Source organism: Hydrogenophaga soli, from assembly GCF_054777695.1.
The window spans coordinates 111179-128707 of record NZ_BAAHAK010000004.1 but is presented as its reverse complement, the minus strand read 5'-3'; the positions used below and the strand labels follow the sequence as shown (position 1 = coordinate 128707).

The 17529-nt window shown below is 64.8% G+C and carries 17 protein-coding genes; 13 read left to right on the top strand and 4 right to left on the bottom strand.

Annotation, left to right across the window (positions count from 1 at the left end):
- Window positions 1-62 precede the first annotated feature (62 nt).
- The 6 genes from ACYVB7_RS08805 to ACYVB7_RS08780 all read left to right on the top strand — a co-directional run bounded on the left by ACYVB7_RS08805 (window position 63) and on the right by ACYVB7_RS08780 (window position 7805).
- On the top strand, window positions 63-1226 hold the full coding sequence (locus tag ACYVB7_RS08805) for a type 2 periplasmic-binding domain-containing protein (RefSeq protein ID WP_460506466.1): 1164 nt from the start codon (window positions 63-65) through the stop codon (window positions 1224-1226).
- A gap of 104 nt (window positions 1227-1330) precedes the next feature.
- Window positions 1331-2446: an ABC transporter ATP-binding protein gene (locus tag ACYVB7_RS08800; protein WP_460506464.1), complete on the top strand. Its 1116-nt coding sequence runs from the start codon at window positions 1331-1333 to the stop codon at window positions 2444-2446.
- Between the two features lie 18 nt (window positions 2447-2464).
- A complete protein-coding gene (locus ACYVB7_RS08795) occupies window positions 2465-3490 on the top strand; it encodes an ABC transporter permease (RefSeq protein ID WP_460506462.1) in 1026 nt (341 codons plus the stop codon).
- Between the two features lie 64 nt (window positions 3491-3554).
- Complete coding sequence (locus tag ACYVB7_RS08790; protein WP_460506460.1) at window positions 3555-4415, top strand: ABC transporter permease; 861 nt, start codon at window positions 3555-3557, stop codon at window positions 4413-4415.
- Between the two features lie 149 nt (window positions 4416-4564).
- Entirely contained in the window at window positions 4565-6043 is a 1479-nt protein-coding gene (locus ACYVB7_RS08785; protein ID WP_460506456.1) for an aldehyde dehydrogenase, read from the top strand.
- A 217-nt stretch (window positions 6044-6260) separates the two neighbouring features.
- Window positions 6261-7805 (top strand): methyl-accepting chemotaxis protein, encoded by a 1545-nt coding sequence (locus ACYVB7_RS08780; RefSeq protein WP_460506454.1) that lies wholly within the window; start codon window positions 6261-6263, stop codon window positions 7803-7805.
- Between the two features lie 9 nt (window positions 7806-7814).
- Here the strand turns inward: ACYVB7_RS08780 and ACYVB7_RS08775 are convergent, their stop codons facing one another.
- The 4 genes from ACYVB7_RS08775 to ACYVB7_RS08760 form a co-directional block, all read right to left on the bottom strand.
- On the bottom strand, window positions 7815-8012 hold the full coding sequence (locus ACYVB7_RS08775; RefSeq protein WP_460506452.1) for a YgaP family membrane protein: 198 nt from the start codon (window positions 8010-8012) through the stop codon (window positions 7815-7817).
- A gap of 116 nt (window positions 8013-8128) precedes the next feature.
- Entirely contained in the window at window positions 8129-8824 is a 696-nt protein-coding gene (locus ACYVB7_RS08770) for a Crp/Fnr family transcriptional regulator (RefSeq protein ID WP_460506450.1), read from the bottom strand.
- A gap of 190 nt (window positions 8825-9014) precedes the next feature.
- Complete coding sequence (locus ACYVB7_RS08765) at window positions 9015-9278, bottom strand: YkgJ family cysteine cluster protein (protein WP_460506448.1); 264 nt, start codon at window positions 9276-9278, stop codon at window positions 9015-9017.
- A complete protein-coding gene (locus ACYVB7_RS08760) occupies window positions 9275-9562 on the bottom strand; it encodes a TfoX/Sxy family protein (RefSeq protein WP_460506447.1) in 288 nt (95 codons plus the stop codon). Before ACYVB7_RS08760 ends, ACYVB7_RS08765 begins: the two co-directional genes overlap by 4 nt.
- Window positions 9563-10355: 793 nt before the next feature.
- Between ACYVB7_RS08760 and mnmG the strand changes: the two genes are divergently transcribed.
- The 7 genes from mnmG to ACYVB7_RS08725 are packed head-to-tail and all read left to right on the top strand — an operon-like array spanning window position 10356 to window position 17506.
- Complete coding sequence (gene mnmG, locus ACYVB7_RS08755) at window positions 10356-12428, top strand: tRNA uridine-5-carboxymethylaminomethyl modification enzyme MnmG/GidA (RefSeq protein WP_460506445.1); 2073 nt, start codon at window positions 10356-10358, stop codon at window positions 12426-12428.
- Window positions 12425-13111 carry a 16S rRNA (guanine(527)-N(7))-methyltransferase RsmG gene (rsmG, locus tag ACYVB7_RS08750; RefSeq protein WP_460506443.1) on the top strand — a complete coding sequence of 229 codons (687 nt, stop codon included), beginning with the start codon at window positions 12425-12427 and terminating at the stop codon, window positions 13109-13111. Before mnmG ends, rsmG begins: the two co-directional genes overlap by 4 nt.
- Before the next feature lie 59 nt (window positions 13112-13170).
- Window positions 13171-14532 carry an AAA family ATPase gene (locus ACYVB7_RS08745; protein WP_460506441.1) on the top strand — a complete coding sequence of 454 codons (1362 nt, stop codon included), beginning with the start codon at window positions 13171-13173 and terminating at the stop codon, window positions 14530-14532.
- 8 nt (window positions 14533-14540) lie between these two features.
- Window positions 14541-15425 carry a hypothetical protein gene (locus ACYVB7_RS08740; RefSeq protein WP_460506438.1) on the top strand — a complete coding sequence of 295 codons (885 nt, stop codon included), beginning with the start codon at window positions 14541-14543 and terminating at the stop codon, window positions 15423-15425.
- Window positions 15426-15448: 23 nt separating this feature from the next.
- Window positions 15449-16063 carry a LysE family transporter gene (locus ACYVB7_RS08735; protein WP_460507019.1) on the top strand — a complete coding sequence of 205 codons (615 nt, stop codon included), beginning with the start codon at window positions 15449-15451 and terminating at the stop codon, window positions 16061-16063.
- Between the two features lie 13 nt (window positions 16064-16076).
- Window positions 16077-16847, top strand: coding sequence for a ParA family protein (locus ACYVB7_RS08730; protein WP_460506436.1), 771 nt, complete (start codon window positions 16077-16079; stop codon window positions 16845-16847).
- 56 nt (window positions 16848-16903) lie between these two features.
- Window positions 16904-17506 carry an RBBP9/YdeN family alpha/beta hydrolase gene (locus tag ACYVB7_RS08725; RefSeq protein WP_460506434.1) on the top strand — a complete coding sequence of 201 codons (603 nt, stop codon included), beginning with the start codon at window positions 16904-16906 and terminating at the stop codon, window positions 17504-17506.
- Window positions 17507-17529 lie beyond the last annotated feature (23 nt).

Here is a 17529-nt window from a genome sequence, read left to right as displayed (position 1 = left end):
TCCGTTTTTTGCTCTGATTTCATCAACCCGTCTTCTCCTCACCTTTCAGGAGTGAATGCACCATGAAGAAGCATGTTCTGGCGTTTGCAGTGGCTGCGGCCATGTTGGCCGCCGCTTGTGGCAAGAAGGAAGAACCCGCCCCGGCTCCAGCCCCCGCGGCCGCACCCGCCACCCCGCCCGCCCCGCCGCCAGAAGAGAAGGTGCTCAACATCTACAACTGGCCCGACTACATCCCCGAAGGCATGGTGGCCGCCTTCGAGAAGGAAACCGGCATCAAGGTCAACTACGACACCTTTGAAACCAACGAGGCGCTGCACGCCAAGCTGGTGGCCGGCAACACCGGGTACGACATCGTGGTGCCCGGCACCACCGGTGGCTACAGCGCCACCCACGTGGCCGCAGGCCTGTTCCAGCCGCTGGACAAGGCCCAGATCCCCAACCTGACCAACCTGGACCCCGCGGTGATGCAGGTCCTCACCAAGGCCGACCCCGACAACAAACACCTGGTGCCCTGGGCCTGGGGTTTCACCACCGTGGGCATCAACAAGACCAAGGTTGAAAAGGCCCTGGGCAAGATGCCCATGCCCGAAAACGCCTGGGACCTGGTGTTCAAGCCCGAGTACACCAAGAAGCTGAAGTCCTGCGGCATTGCCTACCTGGATTCGCCCGCCGAAATCCTGCCCGTGGCCCTGCACTACGTGGGCAAGGACGCCTACAGCAACGACGCCGCCGACTACAAGGTGGCCACCGACATGCTGGCCAAGGTGCGCAAGGACATCCGCCTGTTCAGCAGCACCATGATCGACGACATCGCCGGCGGCAAGGCCTGCGCGGTCATCGGCTGGTCGGGTGACATCAACCAGGCCGCGGCCCGCGCCAAGGACAACGGCTCCAAGGACGTGATCGAGGCCCTGCTGCCCAGCACCGGTGCCCTGCTGTTCGTGGACTCCATGGCCGTCACCAAGGACGCCAAGCACCCGGGCAACGCCGCCAAGTTCATCGACTTCTACCTGCGCGCCGAGAACGCCGCCCAGATGTCCAACGACATGGGCTACCCCACGGCCAACAAGGCCGGCATGGCCCAGGTCAAGCCTGAGATCGCGGGCAACAAGACCATCTTCGTGGATGCCGAGTACATGCCCAAGATGATCGCGCCCAACAGCTTCAGCAACGAAGCCCGCGAAGCCATGGCCGGTGCCTACAACGCCTTCAAACAAGGCAAGTGAGACTGAGCCACCCACCCACGACCTTTGCCGCATGAAGACAGAGGTCGCACAGGGCTGTTCGACCATTCCGGCGAACAGCCCTTTTCTTTGAAGGACCCCCCTCCATGGCCGAAAAACCCGCAGAGAAGGTGCCGCGCGAGCGTTACCTGGAAACCATCAAACTGGTCAAACGCTTTGACGAGGCGCTGGCGGTGGACGAAGTCTCGCTGTCGGTGGGCAAGGGCGAAATCTTTGCGCTGCTGGGCAGTTCGGGCTGTGGCAAGTCCACCCTGCTGCGCATGCTGGCGGGGTTTGAAACCCCCACCTCGGGCCAGATTCTGCTGGGGGGCCAGGACGTGGCGGGCATGCCACCCTACGAGCGTCCGGTGAACATGATGTTCCAGAGTTACGCGCTGTTTCCGCACCTCAACATCTGGGAGAACGTGGCCTTTGGCCTGAAGCGCGAGGGTTGCCCCAAGGCCGAGATCCAGGAGCGTGTGGGCAACATGCTCGACCTGGTGCAGCTGGGCCAGTACGCCAAGCGCAAGCCGCACCAGCTCTCGGGCGGGCAGCAGCAGCGCGTGGCGCTGGCGCGCAGCCTGGCCAAGAAACCCAAGCTGCTGCTGCTGGACGAGCCGCTGGGCGCACTGGACAAGAAGCTGCGCGAGCAGACGCAGTTCGAGCTGGTCAACATCATCGAAAAGGTGGGGGTGACCTGCGTGATGGTCACGCACGACCAGGAAGAGGCCATGACCATGGCCAGCCGCATCGCGGTCATGAGCAAGGGCCGTGTGCTGCAGGTGGGCAGCCCGGAAGAGATTTACGAACACCCGGCCAACCGCTTCGTGGCCGACTTCATCGGCAGCGTCAACCTGTTCGATGGCCAACTGACCACCGACCAGCCCGACCGCTGTGCCGCCACCACCGGCATTGGTGAAATCCACGTGGGCCACGGCGTGAGTGGCGCGCTGAACATGCCGGTGGCCGTGGCCGTGCGGCCCGAGAAGATCGAGATCAGCAAGAACCGCCCTGCCGACGTGTCGTTCAACCTGTTCACCGGCAAGGTCAAGGAGATTGCCTACTTCGGCTCGTACAACAGCTTCATCGTGCAGGCCAGCAACGGGCAGAAGGTCAAGATCACCGAGGCCAACACCTCGCGCCACGACCTGTCGCACATCACCTGGGAGGACGAGGTGTTCTTCTGGTGGGGCGACCGCGCCGGCATTGTGCTGCGCGACTGAGCGAAAGGGCCTGTTCACATGTCCCTGACGTCCCATCCCCCATCCCCGGCCCCCCAGGCGGCACGCACGGCAACGGCGGCACCCGCGGTGGCCCTGCCGTCTCAGCACGGTGCCCGTGCCCCTGAGGTTCAGCGCGGCTTCATGGCCGTGCCGGGCCGCCGCTTTGTCATCGGTGTGCCCTATGCGTGGCTGCTGGTGTTCTTCTTTCTGCCCTTCCTCATCCTGCTGTACATCAGCTTTGTGGACATGGGCGAGAGCCTGCACCCCTTCAAGCCGCTGTGGGATTCGCAGAGCGGCATCCTGCACCTCAAGTACGAGAACTACTGGACGGTGTTCAAGACCGAGTGGGACGCCGCGCTGTTCCAGACGCTGTACGTGGAGGCCTACCTGCGCTCCATCTGGTACGCCTTTGTCACGGCGCTGCTGTGCCTGGCGGTGGGCTACCCGTTTGCGTACTTCATTGCCCGTTCGCCCGCGTCGGCCCGCCCGGCGCTGCTGATGATGGTGATGCTGCCGTTCTGGACCTCGTTCCTGCTGCGCGTCTACGCCTGGAAGGGCATCCTGGGTGACCAGGGTGTCATCAACCAGGTGCTGATGGGCCTGGGACTGACCACCGAGCCGGTGCAGATGCTCTACACCAACGTGTCCATGTTGGTGGGCATGACCTATGTGTACCTGCCCTTCATGGTGCTGCCGCTGTACGCCAACCTGGTGAAGATGGACTTCCGCCTGCTGGAGGCCGCCTACGACCTGGGCACCACGCCGTTCAAGGCGTTCTGGCTCATCACCGTGCCGCTGTCCAAGGCCGGGATCATCGCGGGCTTCATGCTGGTGTTCATCCCGTCGGTGGGCGAGTTCGTCATCCCCAGCCTGCTGGGCGGCCCCGAGAACCTGATGATTGGCCGCGTGGTGTGGGACGAGATGTTCATTGCCAACAACTGGCCCCGCGCCTCGGCGCTGGCGGTGGTGATGATCGGCCTGATCGTGGTTCCCCTGGCGGTGTACTACCACTACACCGGCGAACGCGGCGAAGCCAAGCACTGATCAAGCGCTACAAAAACAATAGCTGTTTGCGCTTTTAAATAAAGCGCTGGAAGGTATTTTCATCATGAAAAACGGGCTGCAACGGTATTTTGGCAAGGCGTGGATGGCGGCGTCTTACCTGTTCCTGTACCTGCCACTGGTGTTCATGGTGGTGTTCAGCTTCAACAGCACCCGGCAGGACGCCAACTTCACCGGCTTTTCGCTGCGCTGGTACGAGGCGCTGACGCGGGACACCAAGATCGTGGAGGGCTTCTGGCTCTCGCTCAAGGTGGCGGCGGTCACGGGCGTGCTGTCGGCCATCCTGGGCACCTTTGCCGCCTTTGTGCTGGTGCGCTACAAGCGCTTTGCCGGGCGCACGGTGTTCAGCGGCATGGTCAACGCGCCGCTGGTCATGCCCGAGGTGGTCATCGGCCTGTCGCTGCTGCTGCTGATGGTGGGGGCGCAGAATGTGTTTGGCTGGCCCGAGCGGGGCATGCTCACCATCATCCTGGGCCACACGCTGCTGGGCATGGCCTACGGCATGGTGGTGGTGCAAAGCCGCCTGCTGGAAATGGACCGCCGCATCGAAGAAGCCGCCATGGACCTGGGCGCACGCCCGCACCAGGTGTTCTTCCTGATCACGCTGCCCAACATCTTCCAGGCCATTCTGGCGGCGTTTCTGCTGAGCTTCACGCTCAGTTTCGACGACGTGGTGATTTCCGAATTCCTGTCCGGCCCCGGCGTCAACACGCTGCCGCAGGTCATCTTTGGTTATGCCCGCCGCGGCATCAACCCCACCATCTATGCCGCGGCCACGCTGCTGATTGCCACCGTGACCGTGGTCATCGTGGGCTACAGCGTGTGGGTTGCCCGCCAGACCCGCAAGCGCGAGCGCGACATGGCCGCCGCCATGCGGGCCGAGACGGTGGCGTTGATGGCCAAGTGAGGCCCGGGGCCAGTGGCCCCTTGATTTGGCCGCAATTGGTTGGTGGGGCCGGTAATAAACGCCGATACCATGGTGCCAATCCTTCCCCTCGGGTGGGGCGCGTGTGCCGCGCTCCGCACCGTCCAACGCTGTTCCTGAGCAGGCAACCCATGACCCAAGCCCAAACCCCCACCTTCAACGGCCAGGCCTTCATCAACGGCCAGCGCGTCCACGCCCTGGACGGGCAGACCTTCGAAAAGCATTCCCCGGTGGATGGCCGTTTGCTCACCCACGTGGCCCGCTGCGGCGCGGGGGATGTGGATGCCGCCGTCACCGCCGCCCGGGCCGCGTTTGAAGACCGGCGCTGGGCCGGCAAGTCGCCCGCGCAGCGCAAGCGCGTGCTCATCAAGCTGGCCGACCTCATGCTGGCCCATGCCGACGAGCTGGCGCTGACCGAAACGCTGGACATGGGCAAGCCCATCCGCAACGCCAAGGCGGCGGACGTGAACGGTGCGGCCAACTGCATCCGCTGGTACGGCGAGGCCACCGACAAGGTCTACGACGAGATTGCGCCCACGCCTGCCAACGCGCTGGCCCTCATCACCCGCGAGCCGGTGGGTGTGGTGGGCGTCATCGTGCCGTGGAACTACCCCATGCTGATGGCCAGCTGGAAGATCGCCCCGGCGCTGGCCGCGGGCAATTCGGTGGTCTTGAAGCCCAGCGAAAAAAGCCCCCTCACGGCGCTGCGCCTGGCCGAACTGGCGCTGGAGGCGGGCATTCCGCCCGGCGTGTTCAACGTGGTGCCCGGCTACGGCCCCGAGGCCGGCAGCCCGCTGGCGCTGCACATGGACGTGGACTGCATCGCCTTCACCGGCAGCACGCGCGTGGGCAAGCAGATCCATGTGATGGCGGGGCAGAGCAACCTGAAGCGCGCCTGGACCGAGCTGGGCGGCAAATCGCCCAACATCGTGTTTGCCGACTGCCCCAACCTGGACGCGGCGGTGGACGCCGCCGTGGGCAGCATCTTCTACAACCAGGGGGAGAGCTGCAACGCCCCCTCGCGCCTGTTTGTGGAGGCCAGCATCAAGGACGCCTTTTTGGAAAAGGCCTTGGCCAAGGTGCCGCAGTTCCAACCCGCCAACCCGCTGGACCCGAAAACGGTGATGGGTGCCATCGTGGACCGCATCCAGCTCAGCACCGTGATGCGCTACATCGAGGCCGGGCAGAAGGAAGGCGCCCAGCTGGTGGCCGGTGGCCACAGCGTGGAACCCGTGCCGGGCGGTTGTTACGTGCAGCCCACCATCTTCGACGGGGTGACCAACCACATGACCATTGCCCGCGAAGAGATTTTTGGCCCCGTGCTCAGCGTGCTGAGCTTCACCGACGCCGCCGACGTGGTGCGCCAGGCCAACGACTCGGTCTATGGCCTGCACGCCGCGGTGTGGACGCGCGACATCAACAAGGCCCACGGCGTGGCCCGGGCGTTGCGGGCGGGCACGGTGCACGTCAACCAGTACGATGAGGACGACATCACCGTGCCGTTTGGCGGCTACAAGCAAAGCGGCGTGGGGCGCGACAAGTCGCTGCACGCCTTCGACAAGTACACCGAAACCAAGACCACCTGGATTCGACTGGACTCACCTTTTTGATGCGCTGTCAAGTTACAACCCCCTGGGGTAGGGCGGTGTGTTGTTGATGTGAGACAAATCGGGGTTGGTTTGTCGTCCATTGATCATTCGTAAATGGGGTTCATCGCCTATAAACGCTCTGTCGTGTTTGTTTTAAGCATGACTTAAGGCGTTCGTCATCCGACGTTCAGTGTGCGATCCATGCCCATGCCCCGCCCCCGGAGGCATGTTTTGTCCCATGCGCAACAACCAACCGGTGACCCAGCGGGAATTCGAGCTGACCCCTGGCACCACCCTGATGTCCACCACGGACACCTCCAGCCACATCCTGTACGCCAACTCGGCGTTTGTGGACGTCAGTGGATTCACCGCTGAGGAGTTGATCGGCCAACCCCACAACCTGGTCCGCCACCCCGACATGCCCCCCCAGGCGTTTGCCGATTTGTGGGACACGCTGCAGGCCGGGCGCACCTGGACGGCGCTGGTGAAGAACCGCCGCAAGGACGGCGGGCATTACTGGGTTCGGGCCAACGTGGCCCCCATGGTGCGCGACGGGCAGTTGCGGGGCTACATTTCCGTGCGGACCCGGCCACCCCGGCCCGAGGTCGAAGCGGCTGAAGCGCTCTACCGCCGCGTCCGTGAGGGCCAGGCCCAGGGCTTCAAGCTCTACCGCGGGTTGCTGGTGCGCACCGGCTTGTTGAGTTGCCTGTCGTGGGGGCAGACGGCCTCGCTCGGGGTGCGGGTGCAGATGCTGGTGTGGCTGATGTGGCCACTGCTGGTGGGGCTGGCCGCCTGGTTGGGCGCGGGCAACCTGCTGGGCTTGTCGGTGGGGGTGGGGGCGGTGTTGGCGCTGCTGTCGTGGCTGCTGCATGCCCAGGTGGTGCAGCCCGCGAATGTGGTGGCACAGCAGGCCTGCACGGTGGCCAGCGGGCAGTTTGACGCCAGCGTGCGCCTCAACCGGGTGGATGCCCTGGGCATGACCTTGCGGGCCATCAACCAGTCGGGCTTGAACGTGCGGTCGCTGGTGGCCGACGTGGGGGCCCAGGCCGACGGCCTGAAGTCGGTGGCCAGCCAGATTGCCGCCGCCAGCGGTGACCTGGGGGCGCGGACCGAGGAGGCGTCCACCAGCTTGGGGCAGGCGTCGTCGGCCATGACCGAACTGACCGCCAGCGTTCAGAGCAACGCCCAGACGGCGGTGACCGTCAGCGAAACCGCCCACCGCATGGCCCAGTCGGCACAGGCCAGTGGGGAGCAGGTGACGCAGGTGGTGCAGACCATGCACCACATCAACCAGTCCAGCCAGAAAATTGCCGACATCATCGGCGTGATCGACGGCATTGCCTTCCAGACCAACATCCTGGCCTTGAATGCCGCGGTCGAGGCGGCCCGTGCGGGCGAGCAGGGGCGGGGCTTTGCGGTGGTGGCCGGCGAGGTGCGCAACCTGGCCCAGCGCAGCGCCACGGCGGCCAAGGAGATCAAGGACCTCATCAACGACAGCCTGGCCCAGGTCGAGTCGGGCGTGAAAGAGGTGCAGGAAACCCGTCAGACCATGCAAGGTCTGGTGGACCAGATGGGTCAGGTGGCCACGATGATCGGGGACATCAGCGAGGCCTCACAGCAGCAGGCCCGCGGCATTGAAGAAATGGGCAGCACGGTGGCCGAGCTGGACCAGATGACCCTGCACAACGCCTCCATGGTGGAGGAGTTGGCCGGGGCTGCCCATTCCATGCATGTGCAGGTGGACCGGCTGGCCCAGGCCATCGACGTGTTCAAGACCCGCTGAAGCGCGGTCTCAGTCCTGCTTCTTCATGGGGCAGGTGTTCAGGCCCAGCAGGGGGTAGAGCGGGCACCAGCCCATCAGGCCCGTGGCCAGGGGCACGATGCCGATGTAGCCCCACACCGGCAGGAATCCGCCCACGGTGAGTGCAATCAGCACCACACCCACCACGATGCGCAGGATCTTGTCGATGCCGCCGACGTTCTTGTTCATGATCGCTCCTCTGCTGGGGCTTGGCCCCAAGGTGCCTGCGGTGGACCCCCATGGCCCGGTGCAGGTGTTGCAGTGTGGATTGAATCGAGAGGGAAGTCCACCGTCTGTGACCGGGGTCACGGTGGGTTGCTGCCGCCCGTGGCCACGGTGCGCAGGGCCATGCTGTCGCGGATGGTGATGCACTCGCGGGACAGCTCCACCCAGCCCGAGCGTTCAAAGCGGTGCAGCAGGCGGGTGACGATTTCGCGCACCGTGCCCAGCTCGTCGGCCAGTTGCTGGTGGGTGGTGCGCACCTGGGCGCCGTGGCCCAGCAAGGTGGCGGCCAGGCGGCTGTCCAGCCGCTGGAAGGCCACGGCCTCGATCAGCCCGGTCAGGTCGGCCATGCGGGCGGCAAACAGGCCCAGCACAAAGTCGCGGAAGGGTTCGGCCTTGAGGGCCTCGCGGAACAGGGGCGCGGGCATCAGGGCCAGCCACGAGTCCTGGGTGGTCACGCCGCGGGCGGTCAGCAGCTGGTGGGCAAACAGGCAGGACGAGGACACCAGGCACATCTCGCCCGGCACCACGCGGTACAGCTCCAGCTCGCGCCCATTGGCGGCGGTGCGGCTCACGCGGACCTCGCCACGCAACAGCAGCGGAAAGCCCATGCAGGCCTCGTTCTCGCGGAACACCACGGTGCCCGCCTTCACCTCCATGCCGGGCAGGGCGGCCAGGGCCTGCGGATCGCTGAGGCAGGCGGGCACGCTGTCCAGCGTGGGGTAGTGGTGCACCACCTCTTCGAACCGTGGGTTGGCGGGCGTGGGGGCTGAGGTCATGGTGGGCGGGTCGGGTGCGTGCAAGGGACAGGAGGAACATGGGGCACAGTCGGCGAGGGCCGCGCCGTGTGCTGGGCCATTGTGCGTGAATGGAGTGCCCGAGCGGCGTGCTGCGCCACACACGGCCCAGGTGGCCGAGGTGCGGGCGCATGTACGGTTGTTGCAGCGCGCGGCTCAGTGGCTCGATGCGTCAGCGGGTCAGCCGCTCCAGCTGCGTCAGGTGGGCCAGCGCATGCCCGCGGTGGGTGCCGCACATGTCGGACTCCGGGCGCAGCGATCCGCACACGGCGGGGCGCTCGGGCCGCCCGAACAGACGGCAGCGCCACTCGGCGTCCAGCTGCGGGCAAGGCACCCCCGCCGGTTTGGGGCGGGCGGGGCCCCCTTGCGGGTCGGGGATGGGGGTGCTGATCGACGGCGCGATGCAACACGCGGCACAGGCGGGGCGACAGTTCATGGGAGCGGGGGTGGGGTGAGGGCCTGGTCCAGGGCCAGCAGCAGGCTGGTGCGGTGCTCGCGGGCCACGGTGCGCCAGTCCTGCCCGCACAAAGCCCCTTCCAACGCCCACAGCAGGTTGAGGCTGGCCTGCGGACACCCCTGCTTGACCCGCACATACGCCGCCACCGCCCCCAAGGCCTGCAACTGCGCCACCGACTCAACGCCCGCCGCCGCCAGCATCTGCGCAGACTTCGGCCCCAACCCGGGCAGGTGGTTGAGGGGTACGGCGGGTGAGTGTTTCACGTGGAACAGCGGTGGTTGGGGGTGGGGTTGGCGCGGATGGCAAGTTTGGCGCCGCCGCTCGTTTGTAGCACGGGTGTGTGTCGTGAGGGGCCCGGCGTGGTGGCGTGTTCTTGCATGGAAAGTTACAAGCCAATTTAGCCTCTGCCGCTTTGTCAATAAGCGCAAGCAGCTATTGATTTGAAAGTATTGGGAAGCGGCGCATGCTGAGCGGGCAAATCAGCAGCAACACCTGCTCCGAACCCTTGAGCCCTCCCCATGACTCGTTCGACACGGGGGTGCCCAAGTGGTGTGGCGGGTGGGCCGTGGGGCTGACCCCTTCCCCCGTGGCGAGGCGCACAGCCCGCGGGGCGGGTGCGCGAACGCGCACCTTCCACCTCTGACTTGTCGCGGTTGTTTGAACAGAGCTTTGCGCAGCAAAGCGGCGTGAGTTCCGCGACGCGCCCCGCGGTCGAGCACCGCAGCGCAGTCCGCGCGAGCGGACCACGGGGGAGGGGCCAGCCCCACGGCCCACCCGCCACACCACGCCACCAGAAGCGGTTCGCCAGAAGCCGACAACCAGTGGAGCATCGCCAGAAGCCGGCCACCAGAAGCTGGCTTCAACGCACAGGTGTCCAGAAACGACGAGGCCACCCCAGAACGCAACCAGGGACATGACCCACCCCAACAGCCCCGCTCGATAAAATGCCTGCCCTTGACACACACATGAACGCTGCTTCGGATTTCGCAGCGCCCGGCTGACGGCGCTGGCCGTGGCCTCTCGCCCGCCCTGGGCGAACCCCTTTGTTTTCACACCATGTTGTACCCAGATTTGTTTGACGTGATCGTGGTCGGTGGCGGCCACGCGGGCACCGAGGCCGCGCTGGCCGCGGCCCGCATGGGCTGCAAGACGCTGCTGCTGACCCACAACATCGAGACGCTGGGGCAGATGAGCTGCAACCCCAGCATCGGTGGCATTGGCAAAGGCCACCTGGTGAAAGAGGTGGATGCGCTGGGCGGGGCCATGGGCATCGCCACCGACGAGGGCGGCATTCAGTTCCGCATCCTCAACGGCAGCAAGGGCCCGGCGGTGCGCGCCACGCGGGCGCAGGCCGACCGCATTCTGTACAAGGCCGCCATCCGCCAGCGGCTGGAAAACCAGCCCAACCTGTGGCTGTTCCAGCAGGCTGTGGACGACCTGATGGTGGAGAGCGACGGCTCCACCGACCGGGTGGTGGGCGCGGTCACGCAGGTGGGTATCCAGTTCAAGGCCCGCACCGTGGTGCTGACGGCGGGCACCTTCCTGGACGGCAAGATCCACGTGGGGCTGAACAACTACGCGGCGGGCCGCGCGGGTGACCCTCCGGCGGTCAGCCTGTCGGGCCGCTTGAAGGAACTGAAGCTGCCGCAAGGGCGCCTGAAAACCGGCACGCCACCGCGCATCGACGGGCGCAGCATCGACTTTTCCAAATGCACCGAGCAGCCGGGCGATGGCATGGGCCTGCAAGGCTTGCCGGGGTCGGCGGATTACCTGGGGCCGCAGCCCGCGGGCCCCGAGGTGCCGGTGTTCAGCTTCATGGGCCGGGCCGACATGCACCCGCGCCAGATGCCGTGCTGGATCACCCACACCAACCAACGCACGCACGACATCATCCGCAGCGGGTTTGACCGCAGCCCCATGTTCACCGGCAAGATCGAAGGGGTGGGGCCGCGCTACTGCCCCAGCGTGGAAGACAAGATCAACCGCTTTGCCGACAAGGACAGCCACCAGATCTTCCTGGAACCCGAGGGCCTGACCACCCACGAGTTCTACCCCAACGGCATTTCCACCAGCCTGCCGTTCGACATCCAGTACGCCCTGGTGCGCAGCATGCCGGGGTTGGAGAACGCGCACATCCTGCGCCCGGGCTACGCCATCGAATACGACTACTTCGACCCCCGCTCGCTCAAAAGCAGCTTCGAGACCAAGCAGATTGGCGGGCTGTTTTTCGCCGGCCAGATCAACGGCACCACGGGGTACGAAGAGGCAGCCGCCCAAGGCCTGTTTGCCGGCCTGAACGCCGCGCTGCAAGCCCGTGCGCTGGGTGGCGGCAACGACGCCGCCAGCGTGGCCGGGGCCGTCACCTATGGCGGTGACACCTGGTTGCCCAGCCGCGACCAGGCCTACCTGGGCGTGCTGGTGGACGACCTCATCACCAAGGGCGTGACCGAGCCCTACCGCATGTTCACCAGCCGGGCCGAGTTCCGTCTGCAGCTGCGTGAAGACAACGCCGACATGCGCCTGACCGAAGTGGGCCGCCAGCTGGGCCTGGTGGACGATGCGCGCTGGACCCTGTTCTGCAAGAAGCAGGAGGCTGTTTCACGTGAAACAGAACGCCTCAAGTCCACCTGGGTCAACCCGCGCAACCTGCCGCAAGCCGAAGCCGAGCGGGTGCTGGGCAAGGCCATCGAGCGCGAGTACAACCTGTTCGACCTGCTGCGCCGCCCCGACGTGAGTTACGACGCCCTCATGGGCATGGACGGTGGCAAACACGGCACCGCCACCGTGGTTTCACGTGAAACACTGGGCGACGATTTCGACCTGTTGCAGCCCCAGGTGCTGGAGCAGGTGGGCATTGCCGCCAAGTACTCGGGCTACATCGAGCGCCAGAAGGACGAGGTGCAGCGCGCCGCCCATTACGAGGGCTTGAAGCTGCCCGCTAACCTGGACTACATGCAGGTCACGTCGTTGAGCTTCGAGGCCCGGCAGAAGCTGGCCAAACACCGGCCCGAAACGCTGGGCCAGGCCTCGCGCATATCCGGCATCACCCCGGCCAGCATCTCGCTGCTGATGATCCACCTGAAAAAGGGCGGCTTCAAAGGCTTTGCCCCCGTGCAGGAGCAGGCATGAGCACCCAGCCCCAAGCCGCCGCCGACGCGCTGAACCGTGCCGCCCAACAGCTGGGCTGGACCCTGCTGCCCGAGCAGACCGAGCAGCTGCTGGCCTACATGGAGTGGCTGGCCAAGTGGAACAAGGTCTACAACCTGACGGCCTTGCGCCACCCCGGCGAAATGCTCACCCACCACCTGATCGACAGCCTCACCGCCGTGGCCCCGCTGCGTCGCCACCTGCTGGCTTTGGAGGAGGGGGGCAACGCCGCCGCCACCGCCCCGCGCCAGGTGCTGGACGTGGGCTCTGGCGGTGGCCTGCCCGGTGTGGTGCTGGCCATCTGCCTGCCCCAGGTGCAAGTGACTTGCGTGGACACCGTGGCCAAGAAGGCCGCCTTCATCCAGCAGGTGGCGGTCAGCCTGCGCCTGCCCAACCTGCGTGGCGTGCATGCGCGGGTGGAGTCGCTGGCCGGGCCGTTCGACGTGATCACCTCGCGGGCGTTTGCGTCGCTGGTGGACTTTGTGAACTGGTCGCGCCAGGCCTTGGCCTCCCACGGGGTGTGGATGGCCATGAAGGGCAAACACCCCGCCCCTGAGCTGGCCGAACTGGCCGCGGCGGTGCCCGACGTGAAGGTGTTCCACGTGGAACCGTTGCAGGTGCCGGGCCTGGAGGCCGAGCGTTGCATGGTGTGGATGCGCCGATGACCGACAATGCCCCGTTCACATCCACGTTGGTGGAACCAAACAGACCGGAGTGACTTGACATGACAGAACCCCTCTCCAGCAGCAACTTGCGGGTGCAACGCATTGCCGTGGAAGGCCTGTTCGGGCTGTACAACCACACGATCGAGTTGAATCGGGACGAGCGGATCACCATCATCCATGGCCCCAATGGCGTCGGGAAAACGGTGCTGTTCAAGCTCACCGACGCCTTGTTGAACGGGCGCACTGTTGAGTTGATGCGCTACCCATTTCATCGCTTTGAGGTGAGTTTCAGCGACGGAGCGAGCCTGACGGTCAGGCAGGATGAGCAGAATCCCAAAGACAAGCTCGTGAGCTTTTCCCAGCTTGGACAGCCCATCATTGCGTCTTCAAGGCTTGGGCAAATTCAACTCGAAGCCTTGGTTGTGGCTATTAGCCATCGCCTTCCTTTACAGCTAGTGGCGATGGGGCAGTGGCGTGACATGGTGCAGGACGATCTGTTGGATGCATTGGGGGTGTTGGATCGTTATGGCCATGTGCTAAGCGAATCGGATTACGAGAATGTTCAGCTTCCTAAATTGCATGATTTGCATCTGCAGTCATATTTGATTGCCGCGCAAAGATTGATTCACCTTGGCAAGGCTTCTCGCGAGAGAGTTACGGTTTCTGGGGTGAAGGTCATCTCTGGTCGAGAGGGTTTGACCGCGCAAGACACCGTGCGGATTTATTCCGGAAAGCTGCGCGACAGAATCGAGCAGGATCTGGCTGAATACGGGCGCAAGGCGCAGCAGTTGGACCAGTCTTTTCCTCAGCGTTTGCTGCAAGGTGCACTGGTTCTGCCGGATGAGTCGGACATCCGCACACAAATGGCTTCGGTCAATGAGCGCCAGGAGCGTTATCAACGGTTGGGCTTGATTGCGGATTCGCCGCAGCCGCATGGCGCACACGGCCTATTGGACGAAGGCAAGCGGACCGTGATGGCCGTCTACTTGGCCGACATGGCGCAGAAGCTGGCGGTTCTGGACGACTTGGCCAAGCGCGTGGAGGTGCTGTTCACCCAAGTCAATTCGCAGTTCGTGAACAAGAAGCTGGTGCTGAATGACCAGCATGAATTGGCGGTCAAGCCTTTGGAAGGTGAGCTGCTGCCCATTTCCGTGCTGTCGTCTGGCGAGCAGCACCAGATTGTGTTGATGTTCGACCTGCTGTTCCACGTCAAACCCAACACGCTGGTGATGATCGACGAGCCGGAGTTGTCCTTGCACATCGATTGGCAAGAGCGGTTTGTGGACAACCTGCGGCGCGTCATTGAAGTGGCCAATTTCGATGTGGTGCTGGCCACGCACTCGCCGTACATCGTCAACGGACACAACGACTTGCTGGTGGAGCTGTCTGCCAAACCTGTGGGTGTGGCGCAAGCCGTTTGAGCATGGGCATGTCAGGGCTGTCCAAAACCCCCGCCGTCATTTCGTCTGAGATTGCCCTCAAGTCCAGCCACGCGGGTTGGTTCTTGCTGGTGGAAGGGGACTTTGACCAACGTTTTTGGGAGACGCGGGTTCAACCCGGCCATTGGCGGTTGGTGAACTGCGGTGGAAAACCCAATGCCTTGGGGGTGCATGCCTTGTCGCTCCAGGGTGTGCCGCAACCCAGGCAGCTCACACGTTGCGTGGTGCTGGTGGACAAGGATTTCGACGAACTCACCGGGCAATGGCAACCCCAATCCTCTCGGCTGGTGTACACCGACCATGCGGACTTGGAAACCACGCTGTTTCAACTGTCTGACGCCAACGGAACGGACACGCTGGATCGGTTGCTGACCGAGTCGATCGATCCGGTCAAAGCGGCCGCGTTTGAGCGCGCTCGCGGGCAATCCGTCAGGGCTTGTCTGTGGCATGTGGCCACCCGATACGGTCGCCTGCGTGGTCTGGCTGCGCTGGAGGGGTGGTCGGTGGATTTCGGCAGATTGCCCATCCTTCACGAGCGCTACTTGAACCACCAGACTTTGGATTGGGATGACGAGGCTTTGCTCAGCGATTTTGCTGCTGCTGTGCAGTTGGATCGCCAGACATTGGCGCACCGGTTGGCTGACCCTCGATTGAATGTGCAATTTCCCGACTGGGGCTTGGTGCAGGGGCATGACTTGATGCGGTTGTTGGCTGCCTTCATCAATTCGGCGGCCCTCAAGCGAACGGGCGGCGTGAGTGCCAGCGAAGCTTCATTGCAGCGCGATTTGTGTCTGATCGTTCATGCCCATGAATTGCAGCAAACCCGCATGGTGATGGGTGTGGTGGCCCATGCCGGTGGGCAGGCCTTGATTTGATGCATCTCGGAGGCATGACGCTCATGTTCGGCATTGCAGACTACGGCGCGTTTGTCGCGGCCATTGTGTTGTTCCTCGCCATTCCCGGGCCGGGCAACCTGGCGCTCATCTCCTCCACCGGCAAAGGCGGGGTGAAGGGTGGTTTGGCGGCCACGCTGGGTGTGATGGCCGGGGACCAGGTGCTGATGTGGATGGCGGTGGCCGGTGTGGCCGCCTTGCTGGCGGCCTACCCGGCGGCGTTCAACGCCGTGCAGTGGCTGGGCGCGGCCTACCTGGCCTGGCTGGGCTTCAAGATGCTTTTGGCCAAGCCGGGCGATGCGCCCATCCTCCACATCCGGCCCCGGCAGTATTTCCAGCAGGCGCTGGGCATCACCTTGCTCAACCCCAAGGCCATCGTGTTCTACATGGCGTTTTTCCCGCTGTTTGTGGACCCGGTGCGCCACCAGGGGCTGGTGACGTTTGGGGCCATGGCGGCCACCATTGCCGCGCTGACGTTTCTGTACGGCTTGGGGGTGACCCTGCTCACGCACCACCTGGCCGAGCGCCTCCGGGCCAGCCCCCGCATTTCGGGCGGACTGGAGAAACTGGGGGGGCTGTTCCTAATCGGCTTTGGCGTCAAACTCGCGCTGTCCAAATAACCTGGAACCCAGCATGGCAAAAATCTTCTGTGTGGCCAACCAAAAGGGTGGGGTGGGCAAAACCACCACCACCGTCAACCTGTGCGCCGGGCTGGCCAAGGTGGGCCAGCGGGTGCTGATGGTGGACCTGGACCCGCAGGGCAACGCCACCATGGGCTCGGGCGTGGACAAGCGCCAGTTGGCCCACACCGTGTACGACGTGCTGCTGGGCACGGCCAGCGTGCGCGAGGCCCGGGTCACCAGCGACAAATGCGGCTACGACGTGCTGGGTGCCAACCGCGAGCTGTCCGGCGCCGAGGTGGAGCTGGTGAACCTGGACCAGCGCGAAAAACGCCTCAAGACCGCGCTGGCCGAGGTGGACGCCGATTACGACTTTGTGCTGATCGACTGCCCGCCCAGCCTGAGCCTGCTCACCCTCAACGGCCTGTGCGCCGCCCACGGCGTGGTGGTGCCCATGCAGTGTGAGTACTTTGCGCTGGAGGGGCTGACCGACCTGGTCAACACCATCAAGCAGGTGCACGCCAACCTCAACCGCGACCTGAAGATCATCGGCCTGTTGCGCGTGATGTTCGACCCGCGCATCACCTTGCAGCAGCAGGTCAGCGACCAGCTCAAGGGCCACTTTGGCGACAAGGTGTTCAACACCGTCATCCCCCGCAACGTGCGCCTGGCCGAAGCCCCCAGCTACGGCCTGCCCGGCGTGGTGTTCGACCCATCCGCCCGCGGCAGCCAGGCCTTTGTGGCCTTTGCCCAGGAGATGGTGGCCCGCATCCAAACCCTGTGAGTCTGTTTTGTGAATGAAAATGGCATCCAGCGCTTTTAAATAAAGTGCAAGCAGCTATGAAAAACAGAGCATTTGATTCCTTCAGCATCCGGCTGCTGCCGGGCTGGCAGAACAGCGGCACCGCCCACTGGCAAAGCCGGTGGGAGGCGCAGCACGGTTTTGTGCGTGTGCAGCAGCACGATTGGATGCGCCCGCTGCGCGGCGACTGGCTCATCCAGCTCGAAGAAGCCGTGCTGGCCGCCCCCCGTCCCGTGGTGCTGGTGGCCCACAGCCTGGGCTGCATCCAGACCGCGGCCTGGGCGTCGGTCAGCCAGAACACCCAGCGCGTGTGCGCCGCCCTGCTGGTGGCCCCGGGCGACCCGGAACAACCCGAACTGGCCCCCCAGCTGCCCACCTGGCAACCTGTGGCCCTGCAACGCCTGCCCTTTGCCAGCGTGCTGGTGGCCAGCCACAACGACCCCTACTGCCGTTTCGACCGGGCACAGGCCTTCGCCCACGCCTGGGGCAGCCGTTTGCACGACCTGGGCGACGCCGGGCACATCAACGCCGACTCCGGCCTGGGCGACTGGCCGCAGGGCCTGGAGCTGCTGACGGACCTTGTGGCTTCGGTCGGCTCGGTCCCAGCACCCGCCTCGCCCACGCCGTCGCCTGCGGCCTGAACCCGTTTTTTCACTTTCTTCAC